This window comes from Pantoea sp. Fr+CA_20, from assembly GCF_024520835.1.
Classification (GTDB): Bacteria; Pseudomonadota; Gammaproteobacteria; order Enterobacterales; family Enterobacteriaceae; genus Pantoea; species Pantoea allii.
The window spans coordinates 96,275-118,437 of record NZ_JALNPN010000016.1; the positions used below are offsets into that span (position 1 = coordinate 96,275).

Here is a 22,163-nt window from a genome sequence, read left to right on the forward strand (position 1 = left end):
ACTATACAGTATAATTACTCGCAACAGAAAGTGCACAGGCACCATGCGTGCGTGTTTACCCGGCATGATTAGGAGTAGAAATGGCAATTGATGAAAACAAACAGAAGGCTTTAGCTGCCGCGCTCGGCCAGATTGAGAAGCAATTTGGTAAAGGCTCCATCATGCGCTTGGGTGAAGACCGCTCAATGGATGTGGAAACCATCTCGACGGGTTCACTGTCACTGGATATCGCGTTAGGTGCGGGTGGCTTGCCCATGGGCCGTATCGTTGAGATCTACGGACCTGAGGCTTCAGGTAAAACCACGTTGACGCTTCAGGTTATTGCCGCTGCGCAACGTAAAGGCAAAACCTGTGCCTTTATCGATGCCGAGCACGCACTGGATCCGATTTATGCCAAGAAGCTGGGCGTTGATATCGACAACCTGTTGTGTTCGCAGCCGGATACCGGCGAGCAGGCGCTCGAAATTTGTGATGCGCTGGCCCGCTCTGGCGCCGTTGACGTGATTATCGTTGACTCCGTAGCAGCGCTGACGCCAAAAGCCGAAATCGAAGGTGAAATCGGTGACTCACATATGGGCCTGGCGGCACGTATGATGAGCCAGGCAATGCGTAAGCTGGCAGGTAACCTGAAACAGTCAAATACGCTGCTGATCTTCATCAACCAGATTCGTATGAAAATCGGTGTGATGTTTGGTAACCCTGAAACCACTACTGGTGGTAACGCGCTGAAATTCTACGCGTCTGTTCGCCTTGATATTCGCCGCATTGGGGCGATTAAAGAGGGGGATAACGTTGTGGGTAGCGAAACACGCGTTAAGGTCGTTAAGAACAAAATTGCTGCGCCATTTAAGCAAGCCGAGTTCCAGATTATGTACGGTGAAGGTATCAACACCTTCGGTGAACTGGTGGATCTTGGCGTGAAGCACAAGCTGATTGAAAAAGCCGGTGCATGGTACAGCTACAAAGGCGATAAGATTGGTCAGGGCAAGGCAAACGCAGGCAATTTCCTGAAAGAAAACGCGGCGATAGCCGACGAGCTGGATGTGAAACTGCGCGAGATGCTGCTTAACGGTGGCGATCAAAATATCGCAGCCGGCGCTTCAGCCAATGAAGTTGAGAACGCGGCAAGCGAAGCCAACGAAGACTATTAAAGCCTGAGACAGGAGCGGAAAAATCCGCTCCTGTTTGACATTAAAGCCTTACTTGCCTTTCCTCTGTCCCCATCTCCCGCCATACTCTCACTCCGTTTGTAAAAGGTGCGCAGTATGTCTGAACAACCTCAGCCACAAGTCATCTCATTTTCACGCCTGTTGGATCGCGCGATGCGCCTGCTGGGCCAGCGTGACCACAGCCGCGAAGAACTTAAACAGAAACTCCAGCTTTCTGCTCAGCGTAGTGCGTGGATAAAACAAAAAGATCCCGAAATCATTACGCCCGAGCTGTTGGAAAAGGTGCTGAACTGGTGCAGTGAAAACGGCTGGTTAAATGATGAGCGTTTTACCGCGCGGTTTATCCAGAGCCGAAGCCGTAAGGGATTTGGCTCCCAACGCATCAGGCTTGAGCTGGCGCAAAAAGGCATCGGCCGCGAGGCGATCGATCTTGCCATGGAAGAGACCGAGATTGACTGGTCGGCCTGTGCGGCTGAACTTGCAGAAAAGAAGTTTGGCCATCCTTTGCCGACTGAATGGAAAGAAAAAGCGAAAGTACAGCGCTTCCTGCATGCTAAAGGCTTCCTGAGTGAAGATATTCAGCAGGTTTTCAGAAATTTTGACGACGAATAGCCGATGTGATTTTACTTCCCCCCGAAGAATATTTATCTTACCCCTTTTGGTTCCTCAAGCTTGCTGCCGTAACGATGCGGCACGCCTGATAAAGAAGGACCTTTCGTTAGCGTGATTCCAGGATATATATGAGCAAGAGCACTGCTGAGATCCGTCAAGCGTTTCTCGACTTTTTCAATAGTAAGGGACATCAGGTTGTAGCAAGCAGCTCCCTGGTGCCTAACAACGATCCGACGTTGCTGTTTACTAACGCCGGCATGAACCAGTTTAAAGACGTGTTTCTCGGTCAGGACAAGCGCGACTACACACGAGCAACGACGTCACAACGTTGCGTACGTGCTGGCGGGAAACACAATGACCTTGAAAACGTCGGCTACACAGCGCGCCATCACACTTTCTTTGAAATGCTGGGCAACTTCAGCTTTGGCGACTACTTCAAAAAGGAAGCTATCGCATTTGCCTGGGAACTCCTGACTGGCGAGCAGTGGTTTAAGCTGCCTAAAGAGCGTTTGTGGGTCACCGTGTATGAAACCGATGACGAAGCTTACGATATCTGGGCCAACGAGATTGGCGTTCCCCGTGAGCGTATTATCCGTATCGGTGACAATAAGGGCAGCGCCTACGCGTCGGATAACTTCTGGCAGATGGGCGATACCGGCCCTTGCGGTCCCTGCAGCGAAATTTTCTACGATCACGGCGATCATATCTGGGGCGGACCGCCAGGCAGCCCTGAAGAGGATGGCGATCGCTACATTGAGATCTGGAATATCGTCTTCATGCAGTTTAACCGTCAGGCTGACGGCACCATGCTGCCATTACCTAAGCCATCGGTTGATACCGGGATGGGGCTGGAACGCATCACGGCGGTGCTGCAACATGTTAATTCGAACTATGAGATCGACCTGTTCCAGAAGTTGATTGAAGCGGTCGCACAGGTTACCGGAGCGACCGACCTGAACAACAAATCGCTGCGCGTGATTGCCGACCATATTCGCTCCTGTGCATTCCTGATCGCTGATGGCGTGATCCCTTCGAATGAAAACCGTGGCTATGTCCTGCGTCGTATCATTCGTCGCGCGGTGCGTCACGGCAATATGCTGGGGGCTAAAGACGCGTTCTTCTACAAGCTGGTTGCGCCACTGGTTGAGGTGATGGGAGCAGCAGGGGAAGAGCTACAGCGGCAACAGGCTCAGGTTGAGAACGTTCTGAAAAGTGAAGAAGAGCAGTTTGCTAAAACGCTTGAGCGTGGTCTGGCGCTTCTGGACGACGAACTGGCGAAACTGCAGGGTGATACGCTGGATGGTGAAACCGTCTTCCGCTTGTACGATACCTTTGGTTTCCCTGCTGATTTGACGGCCGATGTCTGCCGTGAGCGCAATCTCAAAATCGATGAAGCCGGTTTTGAACAGGCGATGGAACAGCAGCGTCAGCGCGCACGTGAAGCCAGTGGCTTTGGCGCCGATTACAGCAATGTCATTCGTATCGATGCCGCCTCATCGTTTAAAGGCTATGACCAACTCGACCTGTCGGCGACCGTTAAGGCACTGTTCGTCGCGGGTGAAGCCGTTGACGCCGTGACTGCCGGTCAGGATGCAGTGGTTGTACTGGATGAAACCCCTTTTTACGGCGAATCTGGCGGCCAGGTCGGCGATACGGGCGAGCTGAAAGGCAGCAACGCGCTGTTTAGCGTACAGGACACGCAAAAATATGGTCAGGCTATTGGTCATATTGGCAAATTGAGCAGCGGACAATTACGTATTGGTGACCGTCTTGAGGCAGTGGTTGATGAGGCGCGTCGTGCGCGTATTCGTCTGAACCACTCCGCCACTCACCTGCTGCATGCTGCACTGCGTCAGGTTCTGGGTGAACATGTTGCTCAGAAAGGCTCCCTGGTAAACGATAAATACCTGCGTTTTGACTTCTCACACTTTGAGGCCATGAAACCTCAGGAGATTCGTCAGGTCGAAGACATTGTTAACGCCCAGATCCGTCGCAATTTGCCCGTTGAAACCAATGTGATGGATCTTGAAGCGGCAAAAGCCAAGGGCGCGATGGCCCTGTTCGGTGAAAAATACGATCAGCGCGTACGCGTTCTGACCATGGGGGATTTCTCGGTTGAGCTGTGTGGCGGTACGCACGCTGCACGTACGGGTGATATCGGCCTGTTCCGCATTCAGGCCGAGTCTGGTACAGCCGCAGGGATTCGCCGTATAGAGGCGATAACAGGTGAGGCGGCGCTGGCGCAGGTGTACGCACAGAGTAGCCAACTGCAGGACATTGCCCACCTGGTGAAAGCCAACAGCAGTAACCTGAATGAAAAAGTGCGCGGTCTGGTTGATCATCTGCGTTCGCTGGAGAAAGAGTTACAGCAGTTACGCGATCAGCAGGCAGCGCAGGAAAGTGCACAACTGGGTAATCATGCGGTTGACGTCAAAGGCGTTAAGCTGCTGGTGACTGAGTTGAGCAATACCGATCCGAAAATGTTGAGAACCATGGTGGATGATCTTAAAAACCAACTGGGCTCAGCGATTATCGTGTTGGCTACGGTAGCGGATGGCAAAGTGTCACTGATTGCTGGCGTAACGAAAGATTTAACCGACCGCGTAAAAGCCGGGGAGCTGATTGCCGAACTTGCACCTAAAGTAGGAGGTAAGGGCGGTGGTCGACCGGACATGGCGCAGGCAGGTGGCAGTGATGCTACTGCACTGAAAGGTGCGCTGGCAGGCGTTGAAGGATGGGTTTCGAGCCGTCTGTAATGAAATAAAATAATTCATCGTAGCAAGCGCCAGAACTGATGTTCCGGCGCTTTTTAATACGATGTTAAATTTGCTAGTGACAAAGTCGGGTTGATGTAGCGTATTTCGGCTAAACTATTTATCAGCAGAATGTATTGGCGCGTTGATGTGCAATGGTGTATTTCTCATAGCCTGTGTGCAGCGTTAAGTGATGGATAACGCCGGGAAGCTTCATAAGCCCGACTCTTTTAATCTTTCAAGGAGCAAAGAATGCTTATTCTAACTCGTCGAGTTGGTGAAACCCTCATGATTGGCGATGAGGTGACTGTAACGGTACTGGGTGTCAAAGGTAACCAGGTCCGCATTGGTGTTAACGCACCAAAAGAAGTGTCTGTGCATCGCGAAGAGATCTATCAGCGCATCCAGGCCGAAAAAACGCAACAAACCAACGTTTGACAGATTCAGCGTCTCGCACCTGTGCGAGACGCTACCCTTGTTTCTCTGCCTCTTCGTTTTCTTTTTACTCCTCATCTCCCATTTTTGTTAACTTCATCATCTTTCATTGTTGATTATTCACTCTTTTTGCCGTCATTTTGTCCCAATTGCCTGTCATTTGTGCAAACGGAAAAAACCTTCCGAAAAATTGTTTGACTTATAAGTGCGGGAAAGTAATATGTGCGCCACGCAGTGCCGATGAGCAGAAACAAAGTTCAGAAGCACAGTTCGGAAGAACGCGTAAGGTGAGGTGGCCGAGAGGCTGAAGGCGCTCCCCTGCTAAGGGAGTATACGGTCAAAAGCTGTATCGAGGGTTCGAATCCCTCCCTCACCGCCATTTCCGATGCATCCGTAGCTCAGCTGGATAGAGTACTCGGCTACGAACCGAGCGGTCGGAGGTTCGAATCCTCCCGGATGCACCATGTTTTTCGATATGGACGTGTATGAGTGTTCTGTAAGGCATCGTCGATATGTCAGTCAGAACAAGGGAAGATAACGTTGCTTTAGCAACGGCCCATAGGGTGAGGCGTCAGCCGAATAATCCTCCCGGATGCACCATATTGTTGGATATGTTGATGTCAGGCGACGCGCCATCAGACAACATCGTCGGAACAGAGTTGTAAAGTGAACTAGCAATTCCTTCATGGTGAGCCGTTAGCACCCTGCGTTGTACAAGAATTTCATAATGCATCCGTAGCTCAGCTGGATAGAGTACTCGGCTACGAACCGAGCGGTCGGAGGTTCGAATCCTCCCGGATGCACCATACTTCAGAGTATGGAGGTGTGTTCCTGGTCTGTAAGACATCATCGATTTGTCAGTCAGAACCAGGGAGGATAACGTTGCTTCAGCAACGGCCCACAGGGCAAGGCGCAAGCCTGGTAATCCTCCCGGATGCACCATTCTTCGTATTACCCCCAGGTTGATTTCTGTCAGTCCATAAAAGATTTCCAATGCATCCGTAGCTCAGCTGGATAGAGTACTCGGCTACGAACCGAGCGGTCGGAGGTTCGAATCCTCCCGGATGCACCATATTCTAGACTTCTAAAGCGAAATCCTTCTGTCCTGTCCTGACGTATTTACAGCAAATACCAGGGAGGATAACGTTGCTTCAGCGACGGCCCGCAGGGCGAGGCTACAGCCGAGTCATCCTCCCGGATGCACCATATTCTGCATTTCTAAAGCGAAATTCCCCTGTTTGTACTTCTAAAGCTAAAGCAAAATCCCTCTATCCATATCCTGACGTATTTACAGCAAATACCAGTGAGGATAACGTTGCTTCAGCAACGGCCCGCAGGGCGAGGCAACAGCCGAGTCATCCTCCCGGATGCACCATATTCTGCACTTCTAAAGCGAAACCCTTCTCCTTCTCCTCCTCCTTCTCTCTCTGTCCTGACCGGATGTGCGTACAGCCAGCCGGATAACAAACAACCTTCCCCCAGTTCGTATCATGCAGGACAAACAGATCGTTATCTCTTTAGCTCCTCAGCGCCGGTTAGCGGCATGACTGACATATCTTCGCCAGTCTTCCTTTTTCTCTTCACAGACCCGTTTTACACCGTCTGAACTGTCCCGGTTCAAATTCATCCGTGCGATAGCCGTTTTCAGGCAGGTTAACATTTAGCGCTGTGTTAAGTTTTCTACGTCCTTCCGTTAATCTCTTATGCGTTTCTTAGCGCAACGCTGATCTTCAACTTACCTCACAAAATCACTGGGAATTCGCGACCTTACAGGCTTTCCAACCCGCTCACCTTTATCCGAAAACTAAAATTGCTAATGCTTTCAAAGCATTTGCTGTTCATCCCGCCTGGCGACAACCTACGCACATTCAGCTAAAGTAGTGGCTCATTTGTTGGAGGTCCTCTGTGACAATCTACGATCAATACGACGCCCTGATTTTCGATATGGACGGTACTATTCTTGATACTGAACCGACACATCGAAAAGCGTGGCGTCAGGTGCTGGCGCGTTATGAACTGGCGTTCGATGAAGCGCGCATGATGGATTTCAATGGTGCGCCGTCATGGCGGCTGGCGCAGTTAATTGTCGAAACCAATCAGTCAGGTCACGATCCTTATGCGCTCGCCGCGGAAAAAACGGCAGCGGTCAAAGCGATGCTGCTGGATAACGTCCAGCCGCTTCCGCTAATGGACGTCGTTAAGGCTTATCATGGCCGTCGACCCATGGCTGTCGGAACCGGTAGCCAGCGCGCCATGGCAGATGCACTTCTTAATCACCTGGGCGTCAGGGCGCTTTTCTCGGCGGTGGTGGGGGCGGATGACGTCGAACATCATAAACCTGAGCCTGAAACGTTCTTGCGCTGTGCGGCGTTACTGGGCGTTGAACCCACACGTTGTGTGGTATTCGAAGACGCTGATTTTGGCGTGCAGGCAGCAAAGGCCGCAGGTATGGCCGTGGTTGATGTTCGCCAGCTGTGAGCGAAACGCTGGCTTATGTGTCTTTATTTAGCAGCAGCTTTCTCAGTGCAACGCTCCTTCCAGGTAGCTCTGAGGCGCTGTTGGTTACATTACTGATCGCGAAAAGCGCATCAGTTTACGGGTTGATTTTAGTCGCATCGTTAGGGAATACCCTGGGTGGCTTGACCAACATAATTTTGGGTCGCTTATTGCCGTTAAAACGTCAGGGGCGATGGCATGAGACAGCAATGACGTGGTTGCAACGGCTGGGGCCGGCAGCGCTGTTGTTGAGTTGGCTACCGGTTATAGGCGATCTGCTCTGCGTCCTCGCAGGCTGGTTACGCTTTGCCTGGTTACCTTCGGTGCTGTTTCTGGCTATCGGTAAAACGCTGCGTTACATCGTTATTGCGACCGCCACATTACAGGGCATGGAATGGTGGCATTGATTCGTACAGATTCGGGGCTAGGGTTAACACTATGCTGAACAAAAATAAATTATTCACACAGCGGGAGGTTAATGTGATCCCCGACGTATCAAAAGCGTTGTCCTGGCTGGAAGCGCATCCTGATGCACTGAAAGGCATTGGTCGTGGCATTGAGCGTGAAACGCTGCGTGTGCAGCCAGATGGTCATCTTGCGACGACGGCTCATCCTGAGTCGCTGGGTTCGGCCCTTAAGCATGACTGGATTACCACCGACTTTGCTGAAACGCTGCTGGAGTTTATCACCCCGGTTGATCACAGCATCGACCATATGCTCGCATTTTTGCGTGATGTCCATCGTCATGTTGCCAGCGAGCTCGGTGAAGAGCGCATGTGGCCTTTCAGCATGCCTTGCCTGATTGAGGATGCGGATAACATTACGCTGGCGCAGTATGGCAAATCCAACATTGGTCGTATGAAAACCCTTTATCGCCAGGGGCTGAAAAACCGTTATGGTGCGCTGATGCAAACCATCTCCGGGATTCATTATAATTTCTCGCTGCCACTGTCATTCTGGCAGGCATGGGCGGACGTAAAAGATTACGAGAGCGGGAAAGACACCATTTCTGCCGGCTACCTGCGGCTGATCCGAAACTATTATCGCTTTGGCTGGATCATTCCTTATCTGTTTGGTGCATCGCCTGCGATTTGCTCCAGCTTCCTGCAGGGCAAAGAAAGCGCGCTACCGTTTGATACGGATAAGAAAGGTACGCTGTGGCTGCCCTATGCAACCTCGTTGCGCCTGAGCGACCTGGGTTATACCAATAAGTCGCAAAGCTCATTGGGTATTACGTTTAACTCACTTGAGGGCTATGTCAGCGCCCTGAAAAAAGCGATTAAAACGCCCTCGGAAGACTTCGTGAAGATGGGCACCCAGGATGCAGCGGGGAACTGGTTACAGCTGAACACCAACGTTCTGCAGATTGAAAACGAACTCTACGCCCCGATTCGACCAAAGCGCGTTACACGGTCCGGAGAAGCGCCTTCTGATGCTCTGCTTCGTGGCGGCATCGAGTACATAGAAGTGCGTTCAATGGACATCAATCCCTTCTCACCCATCGGTGTGGATGAAAACCAGGTGCGGTTCCTCGATCTGTTCCTGATTTGGTGTACGCTGGCAGACGCGCCAGAAATGAGCGCTGATGAATTACAGTGCAGTCGGCAGAACTGGAACCGTGTGGTGCTTGAAGGGCGTAAACCAGACCTTAAGATCGCCGTTGGCTGTGGTGAAGCAGAGTACTTGCTGGTCGAGATGGGGAAAACCCTGTTTGCCGATTTGCGCCGCGTTGCAGAAGCATTGGACAGTAATCAGGGGACTACAGAATATCAGCAAGTCTGTGACGAACTAGTAGCATCCTTTGACGATCCTGAGCTAACCTATTCGGCGCGTATTCTTCATGCGATGAAAGAAAACGGCGTAACCGGTACGGGGATTGCCCTGGCAGAACAGTATCGGCAGTTGCTTATCAACGAGCCACTGGAAGTGCTGAAGCCGGAAGACTTCGCGCGTCAGGCGCAGGAATCAGTCGCCGCGCAGCAGCAGCTTGAAGCGAATGATACGTTAGATTTTGAAACCTATCTGGCTGGCCGGGAAGGGTAGAAAAGAAAAAGGCCACATCAATGTGGCCAAATTAACATCTCTGTTGTCAGGGATGGATGATAACAAATGCGCGTCTTTCATATATTCAGACGCTGGGCGATCGGAAAAGTTTCATCGTTCCTAAAAAAATTTTTCAGACCAAGAGGTGACGTATGCCATTACTGGATAGTTTTACCGTTGATCACACCATCATGGCCGCGCCTGCGGTTCGTGTTGCAAAAACCATGAAGACTCCCCATGGCGATACGATTACTGTTTTCGACCTGCGCTTTTGTCGCCCGAATATCGACATCCTGACGGAACGCGGTATTCACACGCTGGAGCACCTGTTTGCAGGCTTTATGCGTAACCATCTCAACGGTAACGGCGTGGAGATTGTCGATATTTCGCCTATGGGTTGCCGTACAGGTTTCTATATGAGCCTGATTGGCACACCAGACGAGCAGCGTGTGGCACAAGCCTGGAAAGGCGCGATGGAGGACGTTCTGAAGGTGAAAGATCAGAACCAGATCCCTGAGCTGAATGAATATCAGTGTGGTAGCTATAAGCTGCACTCACTGGATGAAGCGCAGCAAATTGCCCGCAACGTGCTGGCGCAGGATATCGGCGTGAACCATAACGACGATCTGAAACTGCCTGCCGAAAAACTGAAAGAACTGCACATCTAGTCTGGCTTCGGCTGTTCTGACAGTAAAACGCCGCCTGTTAGCGGCGTTTTTTATTGCGCAGCTAAAACAACGATGTCATGCATCACGGCGACTGTTGCCAGCCATGAAGTGGCGCAGGTTGTGACGAAAAGAAAAACCGCCTTTAGAGGCGGTTTTTCTGCATCAGGAACCGACGGATTGCTTAAGCGGTGTCCGCGGGGTAATGCGAACCTGCTTAATCATATTATCCTGCACATCCAGGATATCGACATCATAGTGATTCACCCGGACGCGCGTGTTAACGGTGGGGATCTCTTCCAGCGCTTCCAGCAACATACCGTTAATGGTGCGAGCTTCCTGCTCCGGCAGTTGCCAGTTAAAGACTTTATTAATCTCACGAATATTGGCGCTGCCTTCAATCAGCACCGAGCCATCGTTTTGCGGCATCACTTCTTCAGCCAGTGAAGGGGACATCGACGTCGTGAAATCGCCGACGATCTCTTCCAGAATATCTTCTATCGAAATCAGGCCCTTAATGTCGCCGTATTCATCCACCACCAGGCCCGTTTTTTTCTTGTTACGCTGAAACTTCACCAGTTGTATGTTGAGCGGCGTGCCTTCGGGAATGTAGTAGATCTCGTCAGCGGCACGTAGCAACATCTCTTTCGTAAACTCTTTTTTCTCGGTCATCATGCGCCAGGCTTCGCGCACGCGCAGCATTCCGACACAGTCATCCAGCGAATCACGGAACAGGACAATGCGGCCGTGCGGTGAATGGCTTAACTGACGAATCACCGACTTCCAGTCATCGTTGATGTTAATACCGACAATTTCATTACGCGGCACCATGATGTCGTCCACACTGACCTTCTCCAGGTCGAGTACGGACAGCAACATATCCTGATTACGGCGCGACATGTGTGTACGCGACTCATAGACAATGGTACGCAGTTCTTCTTTGCTGAGGGCAGAACTAATCGCACCATCCGCCCGGATGCCCACCAGGCGCATCAGCAGGCGGGTAATGGTATTCAGCAACCAGACCAGCGGCAGCATGACGTATTGCAGCGGACCGAGCAGAAAACTACTGGGATAAGCGACTTTTTCTGGATAAAGCGCGGCGACCGTTTTTGGCAGGACTTCGGCAAAGACCAGCACGACAAATGTCAGGATACCGGTCGCGATGGCAACGCCTGCATCGCCATACAGACGCATTCCCACAATGGTCCCAATGGCGGACGCCAGAATGTTGACCAGGTTATTACCGATCAGGACCAGACTGATAAGACGATCCGGACGCTTTAACAATTTTTCGACGCGGCGGGCTGCGCGATGGCCATGCTTAGCCTGATGGCGCAATTTATAACGATTGAGTGTCATCATGCCGGTTTCAGAGCCGGAGAAGTAGGCTGAAACCAGCACCATAATGATGAGTGTGACAATCAGGGTCGTGGTCGAAACATGTTCCACCGCAAAACTTCCTTTTTATTAAGAACTGTGAACAAGCAGGTGCTGAAGTACGCGACTGCCAAAGTAAGCCATCGTGAGCAGCAGTGCGCCGCTGCAGTTAAACCACACTACGCGGCGACCGCGCCAGCCTTCATGATAGTGGCCCCACAGCAAAACGATGTAGACAAACCAGGCAATAATTGACAACACGGCCTTATCCACGTTTTCGGCGCTGAACAGGTCGTGCATGTAGAACAGGCCGGTGCACAACACCAACGTCAGCAATACAACACCAACCTGCGTAATGTGGAACATCTTACGTTCAATGGTAAGCAGCGGCGGCATATCCTGGGTGAAAGCCAGCTTTTTGTTTTTTAACTGGTAATCGATCCACGCGAGCTGCAACGCGTACAACGCCGCAATAATCAGTGTCGCATAGGCAAACAGCGACAGGCCAATGTGAATCATGATGCCAGGCGTGGTTTCAAGATGCGTAATAAACGCATTTGGCACAAACGTGGCAAAGGCCAGGTTGATTAACGCAAAGCTATAGACAATCGGCAGCAGCAGCCAGCCACGATTTCGCGAGGCAACAATGGTCATGATCGAACAGATCAGCAGGCTGACAAGGGAGCCAATATTGAGCAGGCTGAGATTTTGTCCGCCATCGACAGCAAAAATACGTTGCTGCAGGGCGACAGCATGTGTCACTAACGCCACACAGGCCGACAGCACAGCTAATCTGCGCCAGCCGCTTTGACGTTTCAACAGGCTGGGGATAATGAGTGCAAGACTCAGGGAGTAGGCGAACAGCGCCACAATCGCGAAAACGGACATAGTTCCTTTCAGGCATCAGTCAGATAAAGGAAAAGGGCAGTATAGCGCCAGCAGGAGCAGGCTCCAAACGATCTGAGGTGGAATTGAAGAGATCGCCACTGCTTCGTGTTATAATCCGCCGCATTCTGCCGATATGGCGCCTCGCGATTTTTTTTAAGTGAGAGACAATGTTTGACAATTTAACCGATCGTTTGTCGCAAACCCTGCGCAATATCAGCGGCCGCGGAAGGCTGACTGAAGACAACATTAAAGACACGCTGCGCGAAGTTCGCATGGCGCTGCTGGAAGCTGACGTTGCGCTGCCGGTGGTGCGTGACTTCATTAATCGCGTCAAAGAGAGCGCGGTAGGCCACGACGTCAACAAAAGCCTGACGCCGGGCCAGGAATTTATCAAAATCGTCCGTAACGAACTGGTTACGGCAATGGGTGCTGAAAACAACGCGCTGGATCTTGCCGCACAGCCGCCGGCCGTTGTGCTGATGGCCGGTCTGCAGGGTGCGGGTAAAACCACCAGTGTAGGTAAGCTGGGTAAATTCCTGCGTGAAAAGCACAAGAAAAAAGTGCTGGTCGTGTCTGCGGACGTTTATCGCCCGGCGGCGATTAAACAGCTCGAAACGCTGGCGCAGCAGGTCGGTGTGGATTTCTGCCCATCGGATGTGAGCCAGAAGCCCGTTGATATCGTTAATAACGCGCTGCGTGAAGCCAAACTCAAGTTTTATGATGTATTGCTGGTGGATACCGCGGGTCGTCTGCACGTAGACGAAGCGATGATGGACGAAATCAAACAGGTTCATGCCGCGATTAATCCGGTTGAAACGCTGTTTGTCGTGGATGCCATGACCGGTCAGGATGCGGCGAATACCGCTAAAGCCTTTAATGAAGCGCTGCCGCTGACTGGGGTTATTCTGACAAAGGTGGATGGTGACGCTCGCGGCGGTGCTGCCCTGTCGATTCGTCATATCACCGGCAAGCCGATCAAATTTATGGGGATGGGCGAGAAGACCGATGCGTTGGAAGCGTTCTATCCAGACCGCATTGCCTCGCGCATTCTCGGGATGGGCGACGTGCTGTCGCTTATCGAAGATATCGAAAGCAAAGTTGACCGCGCACAAGCAGAAAAACTGGCGAAGAAACTGAAAACCGGCGACGGTTTTGATCTCAATGACTTCCTTGAGCAGTTAAAGCAGATGCGTAACATGGGCGGCATGGCGAGCCTGATGGGCAAGCTGCCAGGCATGGGACAACTGCCAGACAACGTAAAATCGCAAATGGATGACAAAGTGCTGGTGCGCATGGAAGCCATCATCAATTCGATGACGCGTAAAGAACGTGAGAAACCTGAAATTATTAAAGGCTCGCGCAAACGCCGCATTGCCACAGGTTCAGGAATGCAGGTGCAGGACGTTAACCGCTTATTGAAGCAGTTCGACGACATGCAACGCATGATGAAGAAAATGAAGAAGGGCGGAATGGCGAAAATGATGCGCGGCATGAAAGGTATGATGCCGCCAGGTTTCCCAGGACGCTAATGGGTTCCACAAAAAAGCCTGGGATTGCTCGGTTTAGGTTGCTTTTTGCGCCAAAATGAGTAAAATTTTCGGGCTTTTTATACAGCACCCGGACCCCGTTCCTCGATGGGGGCCGGGTGTTTTATTAACTGAAGAGGATGTTATGGTAACAATTCGTTTGGCACGTCACGGCGCTAAAAAGCGTCCGTTCTATCAGGTCGTCGTCACTGACAGCCGCAATGCACGCAACGGTCGCTTCATCGAGCGCGTAGGTTTCTTCAACCCGATCGCATCTGGTCAGGCAGAAGGTCTGCGTCTGGATCTGGATCGTATCGAGCACTGGGTTGGCCAGGGCGCAACGCTTTCTGATCGCGTTAACGCGCTGATCAAAGAAGCAAAGAAAGCAGCTTAATCTGTCACGGTGGTGAGCATGAGCAGACAACTTGCCGCACAGGCACCTGTTAACCCGATTGTTCTGGGTAAAATGGGTGCGGCATACGGCATTCGCGGCTGGCTCAAAGTGTTTTCCTCCACTGAAGACGCTGAAAGCATCTTTGACTATCAACCCTGGTTTATCCAGCGCGCCGGTAAATGGCAGCAGGTAGAACTGGATGGTTGGAAGCACCACAATCAGGACCTGATCATCAAAGTCAAAGGCATTGACGATCGGGATGCGGCGGCACAGTTGACCAATTGCGAAATCCAGGTCGACTCGACGCAACTGCCTGCGCTGGAAAACGGTGATTATTACTGGAAAGACCTGATGGGTTGCAAGGTAGTCAACGTTGAAGGCTACGAGCTGGGTAAAGTCATCGATATGATGGAAACCGGTTCGAACGACGTTCTCGTCGTCAAGGCAAACCTGAAAGATGCGTTTGGTGTACAGGAGCGGTTAATTCCGTTTCTTGATGAACAGGTTATCAAGAAAGTCGATCTCTCTACTGGCCTTATTGAAGTAGATTGGGATCCTGGTTTTTGATCTCCGAATCAAACGGTAACGTAACGGCGAAGACGATGTGGATTGGTGTAATTAGCCTGTTTCCAGAGATGTTTCGCGCTATTACCGATTACGGGGTAACTGGCCGGGCAGTAAAAAATGGCCTGCTCAGCGTTCAAAGCTGGAGTCCTCGTGACTTCACGCACGACCGGCACCGTACTGTGGACGAACGTCCTTATGGTGGCGGACCGGGAATGCTGATGATGGTACAACCTTTACGGGATGCCATCTCCGCAGCGAAAGCAGCGGCGGGAGAGGGTGCCAGGGTGATATATCTTTCACCTCAGGGGCGCAAACTGGACCAACAGGGCGTTTGCGAACTGGCGTCACGTGACAAGCTCATCCTTGTCTGTGGTCGCTATGAAGGGATTGATGAGCGCGTAATCCAGACCGAAATTGATGAAGAATGGTCAATTGGTGATTACGTTCTCAGCGGCGGGGAACTGCCAGCGATGACGATGATTGACGCAGTCGCCCGGTTTATCCCGGGAGTCCTCGGCAAGCAGGCGTCAGCCGATGAGGATTCGTTCTCGGAGGGATTGCTGGATTGTCCGCACTATACCCGACCTGAAGTGTTAGACGGGATGGAGGTTCCGCCAGTTTTACTGTCGGGCAACCATGCCGATATTCGCCAGTGGCGTCTGAAACAGTCGCTAGGCCGTACCTGGCTGAGAAGACCTGAACTTCTGGAAAACCTGGCTCTGACTGAAGAGCAAGCAAGGTTGCTTAAGGCGTTCCAACAGGAACACCAGCGACAAAACGATGATGCGGGAGAGTGATCTTCCCTGACTATCAGTTTACCCAGGATAAGAGATTTAATTATGAGCAACATTATTAAGCAAATTGAACAAGAGCAGATGAAACAGGACGTACCTTCCTTCCGTCCGGGTGATACCGTGGAAGTGAAAGTATGGGTCGTTGAAGGTTCTAAAAAACGTCTGCAGGCATTCGAGGGCGTGGTTATCGCTATCCGTAACCGCGGTCTGCACTCTGCATTCACTGTTCGCAAAATTTCTAACGGCGAAGGCGTTGAGCGTGTCTTCCAGACTCACTCTCCGGTAATTGACAGCATCGCTGTTAAACGTCGTGGCGCTGTGCGTAAAGCCAAACTGTACTACCTGCGTGAGCGTACTGGTAAGTCTGCTCGTATCAAAGAGCGTCTTAACTAAGGTATCGCTAACGCGACATCTAAAAGTTAATAGCAAACAAGGGGTTGGCAATGTGCCAGCCCCTTTTTTTATGCCAGTGCCTATAACGATTTTTTTGCCGTCGTCTTCAGGCTAAAAGAGACAGGCCAGGATAATACGTTCTGTCTTGTTGAAAATAACATAGGGCGGAGTGGAAACGTCACGCTGTTACCGTGGATGTATGTCAAGATCCCGGCCGGTGCCGGTGCTGCGAGGTCGCCATCGTCTTGCTACGACACTCGACATTAACTGGCATATCAGTCGCATAGCGTAGGGCTGAGGCTGAACTGATATGATCGTTACCTGATTCATTCTCATTGCCATAAGGACAGGTTTTGAAGGACGTCGTTTTTTTAGTTTCCGGTTTAATGCTTTCGCTAGCCTCATTTTATTCAGCCCGATATGCACTGGAAGGCAACAAGCATAAGTGGCTTTGCCGCTGCCTGACGGCAGTCTGGGTAAGTATGGGATTGGTGTTGTTTCCCCTTTTTCTTGCGCTGGGATTGTATGGTCCGGCCCTTATCTTTGTGGCGGCTAACGTGATTATTGTCTGGGCAGGACGCGAGCACAGAAAGGAGCTGGCGCGCAAGAACAGAAAAGCTACAGCTGTTGCGGAGCAAGTTCCGGTTGTCGAGGTTGATATGCCCTGGTTAGATCTGAAAGAGATCGGCTTCAGTTATTTTGATTTTGAGGGCAGGGTCGCTTACCGACGTGTGGACGTTGAATCCTGTGATGGCGTGTTTATTAAGGGCTATTGCCATTTCCACAGAGAGATGCGCGCATTCGAACTGGCACGCATCGAATACGGCAGCATCACACTGCGCAATGTAGGAAAAACTATGGACGTTAATAGCTGGTTTATTGCCTACGCTGAGGCTTATAGCCTGTAAATGCGGCCAGTTGGCAGCAGGGACGGCACGTTGATATCCAGGATCATGGCCGTTGAAAGTGATAGATTGCCGCGTTAACCGGGCCGCTGTCTAAGATAATCACGCCATAGCGATAATCAATAAAGCGGCCTCCACTTTTTTCCGCGACGCGTCTGCTGGCATAGTTGTTCTCAACCGCCAGCAGTTCAATGGTTTGCACATCCGGACGCGCGAAGCCAAAATCCAGCAACAACTTTACCGCCTGCGTGGCAACGCCCTGACATTGCGCGTCACGTCGAACCCAGTACCCCAAAGCGCAAAACTCTCCCGGTTTTTTAGCAAAGCGAAAGCCTGCACCACCTAACAGGCGGTTCTCGGCATCCACGATGGCAAATTCTTCCGCTTCTTTAAGTGCGCGTTGTAAGTGTGTAAAGCGAATCCAGCTTTCGGCTTCATGCGGCTGATAATCCTGATGTGCCCAACTCATCCAGGGCAACAATGTGTCCAGAGAGTCGTTAACGGCTTCCGTGAAAGCCTCAATATCATGTAAATCGAAAGGGCGCAGGCGAAGTGTCGAAATCATCGGGGTCATGCTCTCATCCTTGTACGTTTCCCCCTGTATGTTAACAGGCGATTTTGCACCGGGGAATAAATTGAGTGTACATTTTAATTTACACTAAAAAATAGCTGGGGCTTTTTGTGGTATTAATTAAGTTGCTGTTATTTATAATTTAATTAATATTATTGGCGGTGTGTTTTTAACGTGGTAAATAAAGTGTACACAAAGGATTGCCAGATGTACCACTTATGATACAGTTAAGCACCTCCTCCATGAGGACCCCTTGACCGTATAAATGAGAGTAAAGGACAGGACGATGCAAAAAGACGCGTTAAACAATGTTCATATCGCCAATGAGCAAGTGTTGATTACTCCGGAAGAGCTAAAAAACAAATTCCCCTTGAGCAATGCGCAGCAGGCGCAAATCGCCGCTTCGCGCCAGACGATTGCCGATATCATTGCAGGCCGTGATCCGCGCCTGTTAGTGGTCTGTGGCCCCTGCTCAATTCACGATACGGAAGCTGCTCTGGATTATGCCCGTCGTCTGCAAAGCCTCTCTGAACAGGTAAAAGATCGCCTGTATCTTGTTATGCGCGTCTACTTTGAGAAACCCCGCACCACCGTTGGCTGGAAAGGGTTAATCAACGATCCTTACATGGATAACTCATTCGATATGGAAGCGGGTTTGCATATTGCCCGTGAATTACTGGTTAACCTGGTCGATATGGGTTTACCTTTAGCCACTGAAGCGCTGGACCCAAACAGCCCGCAATATTTAGGCGATCTGTTTAGCTGGTCGGCGATCGGTGCACGTACCACTGAATCGCAAACCCACCGTGAAATGGCGTCGGGTCTGTCGATGCCGGTGGGCTTTAAAAACGGCACGGACGGAAGTTTGGGGACGGCGATCAACGCTATGCGCGCTGCAGCCATGCCTCACCGCTTTGTGGGCATCAATCAGTCCGGCCAGGTTTGCCTGCTGCAAACCCAGGGCAATCCCGATGGGCATGTGATTTTACGCGGCGGCAAAGCGCCGAATTACAGTCCGGAAGACGTAGCACAATGTGAAACTGCCATGCTTAAAGCGGGACTCCGTCCAGCCTTAATGATAGATTGCAGCCACGGTAATTCTGACAAAGATTACCGCCGTCAGCCTGGTGTTGCTCAGTCGGCCGTTGACCAGATCAAGAAAGGCAACCGTTCGATTATTGGCCTGATGCTGGAAAGCCACATTAACGAAGGCAACCAGTCTTCGGAGCAGCCGCGCAGTGATATGAAGTACGGCGTTTCTGTTACCGATGCCTGCGTCAACTGGAGCGTCACGGAGGCATTACTGCGTGAAATGCATGATGAGCTACACGAGGTGCTGTCGGCGCGTCTTTCACACGAGGTGTAGTGGGCAATGGTGGCTGAACTAAACGCATTACGCGAACAAATTGATACGGTAGATAAAGCGTTACTGGATCTGCTGGCGAAACGTCTGGAACTGGTAGCGGAAGTGGGCGAAGTAAAAAGCCGCCATGGTTTGCCTATCTATGTTCCGGAACGGGAGGCTTCAATGCTGGCGTCCCGTCGCAAAGAGGCGGAAGCACTGGGTGTGCCTGCCGATTTGATAGAAGATATATTGCGCCGTGTGATGCGAGAATCCTATACCAGCGAAAACGATAAAGGGTTTAAAACGCTGCGTCCCGATCTTCGTCCGGTGGTTATCGTCGGCGGTAATGGCCAGATGGGGCGGCTGTTTACTAAAATGCTGACGCTGTCGGGTTACCAGGTGAAAACGCTGGATAAAGACGACTGGGATCGGGCCGATGCGCTGTTAAGCGATGCTGGTATGGTGATTATCAGCGTGCCCATTCATCTGACTGAACAGGTCATTGAACAGCTCCCTCCACTGCCGGATGACTGCATCCTTGTGGATCTTGCTTCCGTCAAGAATCGGCCTTTACAGGCGATGCTGGCGGCGCATCGCGGACCGGTAGTGGGTTTGCATCCCATGTTCGGACCTGACAGCGGCAGCCTTGCCAAACAGGTTGTGGTCTGGTGCGATGGGCGGCAGCCCGAAGCCTATCAGTGGCTGCTGGAGCAAATACAGGTCTGGGGAGCTCGCCTGCATCGTATTGGGGCGGAAGAGCACGATCAGAACATGGCGTTTATCCAGGCGCTGCGCCATTTTGCCACTTTTGCTTATGGCCTTCACCTGGCTGAAGAGAACGTCAATCTTGATCAGCTGCTGGCATTATCCTCACCCATTTACCGGCTTGAGCTGGCAATGGTGGGGCGCTTGTTCGCGCAGGATCCGCAGCTGTATGCGGATATCATCATGTCGTCTGAAAATAACCTGAACCTTATCAAACGCTATTATCAGCGGTTTGGTGAAGCCATTGCGCTGCTGGAGCAAGGTGATAAACACGCCTTTATCGCCAGCTTTAATCGGGTCGAAGACTGGTTTGGCGATCACGCCAAACGCTTTTTGGTTGAGAGCAGAAGCTTGCTTCGCTCGGCTAACGACAGCCGTCCGTAATGTAAAAAGGCATCCATCTGGATGCCTTTTTTCTGGCTACTTCTCGGGTTCGACAGGAATGACATTTTCACTGGGATAACAACCAAGCACTTTCAATGAACGCGTCATCGCACGCAGCTCTTCCAGTGCCTGCTGCATTTTTTCAGACTGCAGATTGCCCTGCACATCCAGATAAAACATCTCTTCCCATGGGTTACCGTTAATCGGACGGGATTCCAGCTTGCTCATAATCAGATTGTGCTGACGTAATACCAACAGCGCGTCAACCAGCGCACCCGCCTGCTGACCGGTTGCCATAATCAGCGTGGTTTTCGCCGAAATCTGATCGGATACCTCGATGGATTTTCGGGCCAGGACAATAAAGCGCGTGTGATTCTGCTGTTGATTTGCCAGATTGCGCTCAAGCACCTGTAACTGATACAGCTCGCCACCGGCTTCGCTACCGATCGCTGCGACCTTAGGTGAGTTCAGTGCGGCAACTTTTTCCATGGCCGCGGCGGTGCTTTCGGTATAGACAATCTTCCAGTGTGGGAAGCGGTTAATGAAGTGGCTGGTCTGCTGAAAAGGCTGCGGATGACTGTAGACCGTTTCAATCTGTTCCAGATCGCTCTGACTGCTGACCAACATGCAGTGTTCAATCGGCAGCGTCAGCTCACCCACAATCGATAAATTGGTCTGTTGCAGCAGGTCGTAAACGTCGTTGATAGAACCGGAACTGGTGTTCTCAATCGGTAAGACGGCGTAATCTGCCGCGTTGTTTTCGACCTGTTTAATGATGTCGTGGAATTTCAGGCAACCGCACTCCACCATATTACTGAAATGGCGTGCAGCATACTGACGCGCCGCCAGGTGAGAATAGGAGCCTTTCGGGCCTAAGAAGGCGATGCGGGCCGCGTGAGCATGAGGATGGTTAAGGTTTTTTTGCAGCAACGCCTGCTGTGTCAGAACCGAATCTTCAATGACCAACTGGAAAAGACGAGTGATGTAGTGGGCATCCAACTGATGTTTTTTGCCCAGCACGATAAGGTGCTCAATCAGCGCGCGTTCACGTTCAACGTCGCGGACAGGGCGGTGCGTTGCCAGTTTCGCCTGTGCCACCTCCACAGCCAGCAAACGCCGTTCGGCGAGTAACGTCAGTAGTTTTTCGTCAACGGCGCTGATTTTTTCACGCAGTGCCAGAAGCGGATTGTCCGGGGTCATAAGGCTCACCTGTAAGCTATCCAATAAAAAAGCCTCCCGATTGGGAGGCTTTGTTGTTCGTCTTCGCTTTCTTTTTACACGACGAATGGCCTCCCAATCAGGGGAAGGTAAAAAAGAAAGCGAAGAAAAACGACAGTGTTTTCATGACAGGTTCCGAAAAATAAGCTGAACTGAGAGTAACCGCACAGATGAAAAGCTGTCAACAAAAAACGCGCCCGTAGGCGCGTCTGTAAGGCTGGAGCAGAACTTATTCTTCTGCGGCGGGCGTAAAGTCTTTGACGCTGGTGGCCGCACGGCGCGCTTCAGATTTATGCTGAACTTTGTTGAGTTGGCGCTCAAGTTTACTAATCAGGTCGTTGATAGCGGTATACATATCGTCGTGCTTGGCACTGGCGACCAGTGTCCCGTTCGGTGTGTTAATGGTGGCGTCAGCCACAAATTCTTTGGACTCTTTCGACAGAACGATATGTGGGTTAATCAGGTCTGTTTGCCATTTTTCTAACTTGGCGAGACGGTCTTCGACGTGTTCACGGATGGCTGGAGTGATTTCCATTTGCTTACTGGTAATATTCACGATCATTATTCTTACCTCTCTGTGATTGCCGTCTGAATGGATCCAGCATAGCGCGATATGCCTATAGATGTGTGATTTTGATCACAAAAAAATGTCACTTTTTGTCAACTACAGCAAATTGTGAGAAAGGGCGAGAATGTGGCTGAAAAGCCTTGAAGCCAAAGCATTATCAAGGCATTCTTGATGAGTTAGCTCGGCAGGAAAGTGAACATTTTACTTGTTCTGCATGACTAGTCCTGGCATAGGTTGACACTTTTTTATCTTTTAAAACGCCTGATGTACCTCATCAGGCGTTTTGTATTTT

General features: G+C 51.2%; 22 protein-coding genes, 4 tRNA genes and 1 other annotated feature. Of the genes, 20 read left to right on the top strand and 6 right to left on the bottom strand.

Translation table 11 applies throughout. The features are described from left to right. Positions 1–80 precede the first annotated feature (80 nt). The 12 genes from recA to luxS all read left to right on the top strand — a co-directional run bounded on the left by recA (position 81) and on the right by luxS (position 10,176). On the top strand, positions 81–1,151 hold the full coding sequence (gene recA / locus NR177_RS17605) for a recombinase RecA (protein ID WP_063880719.1): 1,071 nt from the start codon (positions 81–83) through the stop codon (positions 1,149–1,151). Between the two features lie 114 nt (positions 1,152–1,265). Further along, a complete protein-coding gene (locus NR177_RS17610) occupies positions 1,266–1,781 on the top strand; it encodes a regulatory protein RecX (RefSeq protein ID WP_082875219.1) in 516 nt (171 codons plus the stop codon). A 128-nt stretch (positions 1,782–1,909) separates the two neighbouring features. After that, entirely contained in the window at positions 1,910–4,537 is a 2,628-nt protein-coding gene (gene alaS / locus NR177_RS17615) for an alanine--tRNA ligase (protein ID WP_063880718.1), read from the top strand. A gap of 249 nt (positions 4,538–4,786) precedes the next feature. Continuing rightward, entirely contained in the window at positions 4,787–4,972 is a 186-nt protein-coding gene (gene csrA / locus NR177_RS17620) for a carbon storage regulator CsrA (protein WP_006120718.1), read from the top strand. Between the two features lie 283 nt (positions 4,973–5,255). Then, positions 5,256–5,348 (top strand) — tRNA-Ser (locus NR177_RS17625). An 8-nt stretch (positions 5,349–5,356) separates the two neighbouring features. Continuing rightward, positions 5,357–5,433: transfer RNA gene (locus NR177_RS17630), tRNA-Arg, on the top strand. Between the two features lie 265 nt (positions 5,434–5,698). Next, positions 5,699–5,775 (top strand) — tRNA-Arg (locus NR177_RS17635). Between the two features lie 189 nt (positions 5,776–5,964). Further along, positions 5,965–6,041, top strand: a tRNA-Arg gene (locus NR177_RS17640). Between the two features lie 839 nt (positions 6,042–6,880). Beyond that, entirely contained in the window at positions 6,881–7,447 is a 567-nt protein-coding gene (yqaB, locus tag NR177_RS17645) for a fructose-1-phosphate/6-phosphogluconate phosphatase (RefSeq protein ID WP_096011829.1), read from the top strand. Further along, positions 7,444–7,872 carry a YqaA family protein gene (locus NR177_RS17650; protein WP_096011724.1) on the top strand — a complete coding sequence of 143 codons (429 nt, stop codon included), beginning with the start codon at positions 7,444–7,446 and terminating at the stop codon, positions 7,870–7,872. Before yqaB ends, NR177_RS17650 begins: the two co-directional genes overlap by 4 nt. Before the next feature lie 31 nt (positions 7,873–7,903). Next, positions 7,904–9,508: a glutamate--cysteine ligase gene (gshA, locus tag NR177_RS17655; RefSeq protein WP_256853328.1), complete on the top strand. Its 1,605-nt coding sequence runs from the start codon at positions 7,904–7,906 to the stop codon at positions 9,506–9,508. A 152-nt stretch (positions 9,509–9,660) separates the two neighbouring features. Further along, positions 9,661–10,176, top strand: a complete 516-nt coding sequence (luxS, locus tag NR177_RS17660) for an S-ribosylhomocysteine lyase (RefSeq protein ID WP_063880715.1) — start codon at positions 9,661–9,663, stop codon at positions 10,174–10,176. A gap of 162 nt (positions 10,177–10,338) precedes the next feature. Here luxS and NR177_RS17665 read toward each other — a convergent pair whose 3' ends face one another. Next, positions 10,339–11,625 (bottom strand): HlyC/CorC family transporter, encoded by a 1,287-nt coding sequence (locus tag NR177_RS17665; RefSeq protein WP_063880714.1) that lies wholly within the window; start codon positions 11,623–11,625, stop codon positions 10,339–10,341. Positions 11,626–11,643: 18 nt separating this feature from the next. Further along, positions 11,644–12,441, bottom strand: coding sequence for an inner membrane protein YpjD (locus NR177_RS17670; protein ID WP_063880713.1), 798 nt, complete (start codon positions 12,439–12,441; stop codon positions 11,644–11,646). Positions 12,442–12,608: 167 nt separating this feature from the next. On the opposite strand from NR177_RS17670, the gene ffh reads away from it, so the two are divergent. From ffh to NR177_RS17700, 6 genes are all read left to right on the top strand, one after another. Then, entirely contained in the window at positions 12,609–13,970 is a 1,362-nt protein-coding gene (gene ffh / locus NR177_RS17675) for a signal recognition particle protein (protein WP_063880712.1), read from the top strand. Between the two features lie 142 nt (positions 13,971–14,112). After that, a complete protein-coding gene (gene rpsP / locus NR177_RS17680; RefSeq protein WP_007893313.1) occupies positions 14,113–14,361 on the top strand; it encodes a 30S ribosomal protein S16 in 249 nt (82 codons plus the stop codon). An 18-nt stretch (positions 14,362–14,379) separates the two neighbouring features. Then, the gene (rimM, locus tag NR177_RS17685; RefSeq protein ID WP_063880711.1) at positions 14,380–14,928 is read left to right on the top strand and encodes a ribosome maturation factor RimM; all 549 of its coding nucleotides are present in this window, start codon (positions 14,380–14,382) and stop codon (positions 14,926–14,928) included. A 35-nt stretch (positions 14,929–14,963) separates the two neighbouring features. Then, positions 14,964–15,725 carry a tRNA (guanosine(37)-N1)-methyltransferase TrmD gene (gene trmD / locus NR177_RS17690; RefSeq protein WP_063880710.1) on the top strand — a complete coding sequence of 254 codons (762 nt, stop codon included), beginning with the start codon at positions 14,964–14,966 and terminating at the stop codon, positions 15,723–15,725. Positions 15,726–15,767: 42 nt separating this feature from the next. Further along, on the top strand, positions 15,768–16,115 hold the full coding sequence (gene rplS, locus NR177_RS17695) for a 50S ribosomal protein L19 (RefSeq protein ID WP_013026892.1): 348 nt from the start codon (positions 15,768–15,770) through the stop codon (positions 16,113–16,115). Between the two features lie 353 nt (positions 16,116–16,468). Further along, entirely contained in the window at positions 16,469–17,023 is a 555-nt protein-coding gene (locus NR177_RS17700) for a hypothetical protein (RefSeq protein ID WP_256853329.1), read from the top strand. 43 nt (positions 17,024–17,066) lie between these two features. Here the strand turns inward: NR177_RS17700 and NR177_RS17705 are convergent, their stop codons facing one another. Further along, positions 17,067–17,594, bottom strand: a complete 528-nt coding sequence (locus tag NR177_RS17705) for a GNAT family N-acetyltransferase (RefSeq protein ID WP_256853330.1) — start codon at positions 17,592–17,594, stop codon at positions 17,067–17,069. A 283-nt stretch (positions 17,595–17,877) separates the two neighbouring features. On the opposite strand from NR177_RS17705, the gene NR177_RS17710 reads away from it, so the two are divergent. After that, positions 17,878–18,957, top strand: a complete 1,080-nt coding sequence (locus NR177_RS17710) for a 3-deoxy-7-phosphoheptulonate synthase (protein ID WP_063880707.1) — start codon at positions 17,878–17,880, stop codon at positions 18,955–18,957. A gap of 6 nt (positions 18,958–18,963) precedes the next feature. Further along, the gene (tyrA, locus tag NR177_RS17715) at positions 18,964–20,085 is read left to right on the top strand and encodes a bifunctional chorismate mutase/prephenate dehydrogenase (RefSeq protein ID WP_063880706.1); all 1,122 of its coding nucleotides are present in this window, start codon (positions 18,964–18,966) and stop codon (positions 20,083–20,085) included. 36 nt (positions 20,086–20,121) lie between these two features. On the opposite strand, the gene pheA is transcribed toward tyrA, so the two are convergent. The 3 genes from pheA to raiA all read right to left on the bottom strand — a co-directional run bounded on the left by pheA (position 20,122) and on the right by raiA (position 21,865). Continuing rightward, complete coding sequence (gene pheA, locus NR177_RS17720; RefSeq protein ID WP_063880705.1) at positions 20,122–21,285, bottom strand: bifunctional chorismate mutase/prephenate dehydratase; 1,164 nt, start codon at positions 21,283–21,285, stop codon at positions 20,122–20,124. A gap of 22 nt (positions 21,286–21,307) precedes the next feature. After that, positions 21,308–21,431, bottom strand: a sequence feature (Phe leader region). After that, positions 21,383–21,430, bottom strand: coding sequence for a hypothetical protein (locus tag NR177_RS17725; protein WP_193372328.1), 48 nt, complete (start codon positions 21,428–21,430; stop codon positions 21,383–21,385). (Overlaps the previous feature by 48 nt.) Positions 21,432–21,532: 101 nt before the next feature. Then, positions 21,533–21,865 (bottom strand): ribosome-associated translation inhibitor RaiA, encoded by a 333-nt coding sequence (gene raiA / locus NR177_RS17730; protein ID WP_063880704.1) that lies wholly within the window; start codon positions 21,863–21,865, stop codon positions 21,533–21,535. Between the last annotated feature and the right edge of the window lie 298 nt (positions 21,866–22,163).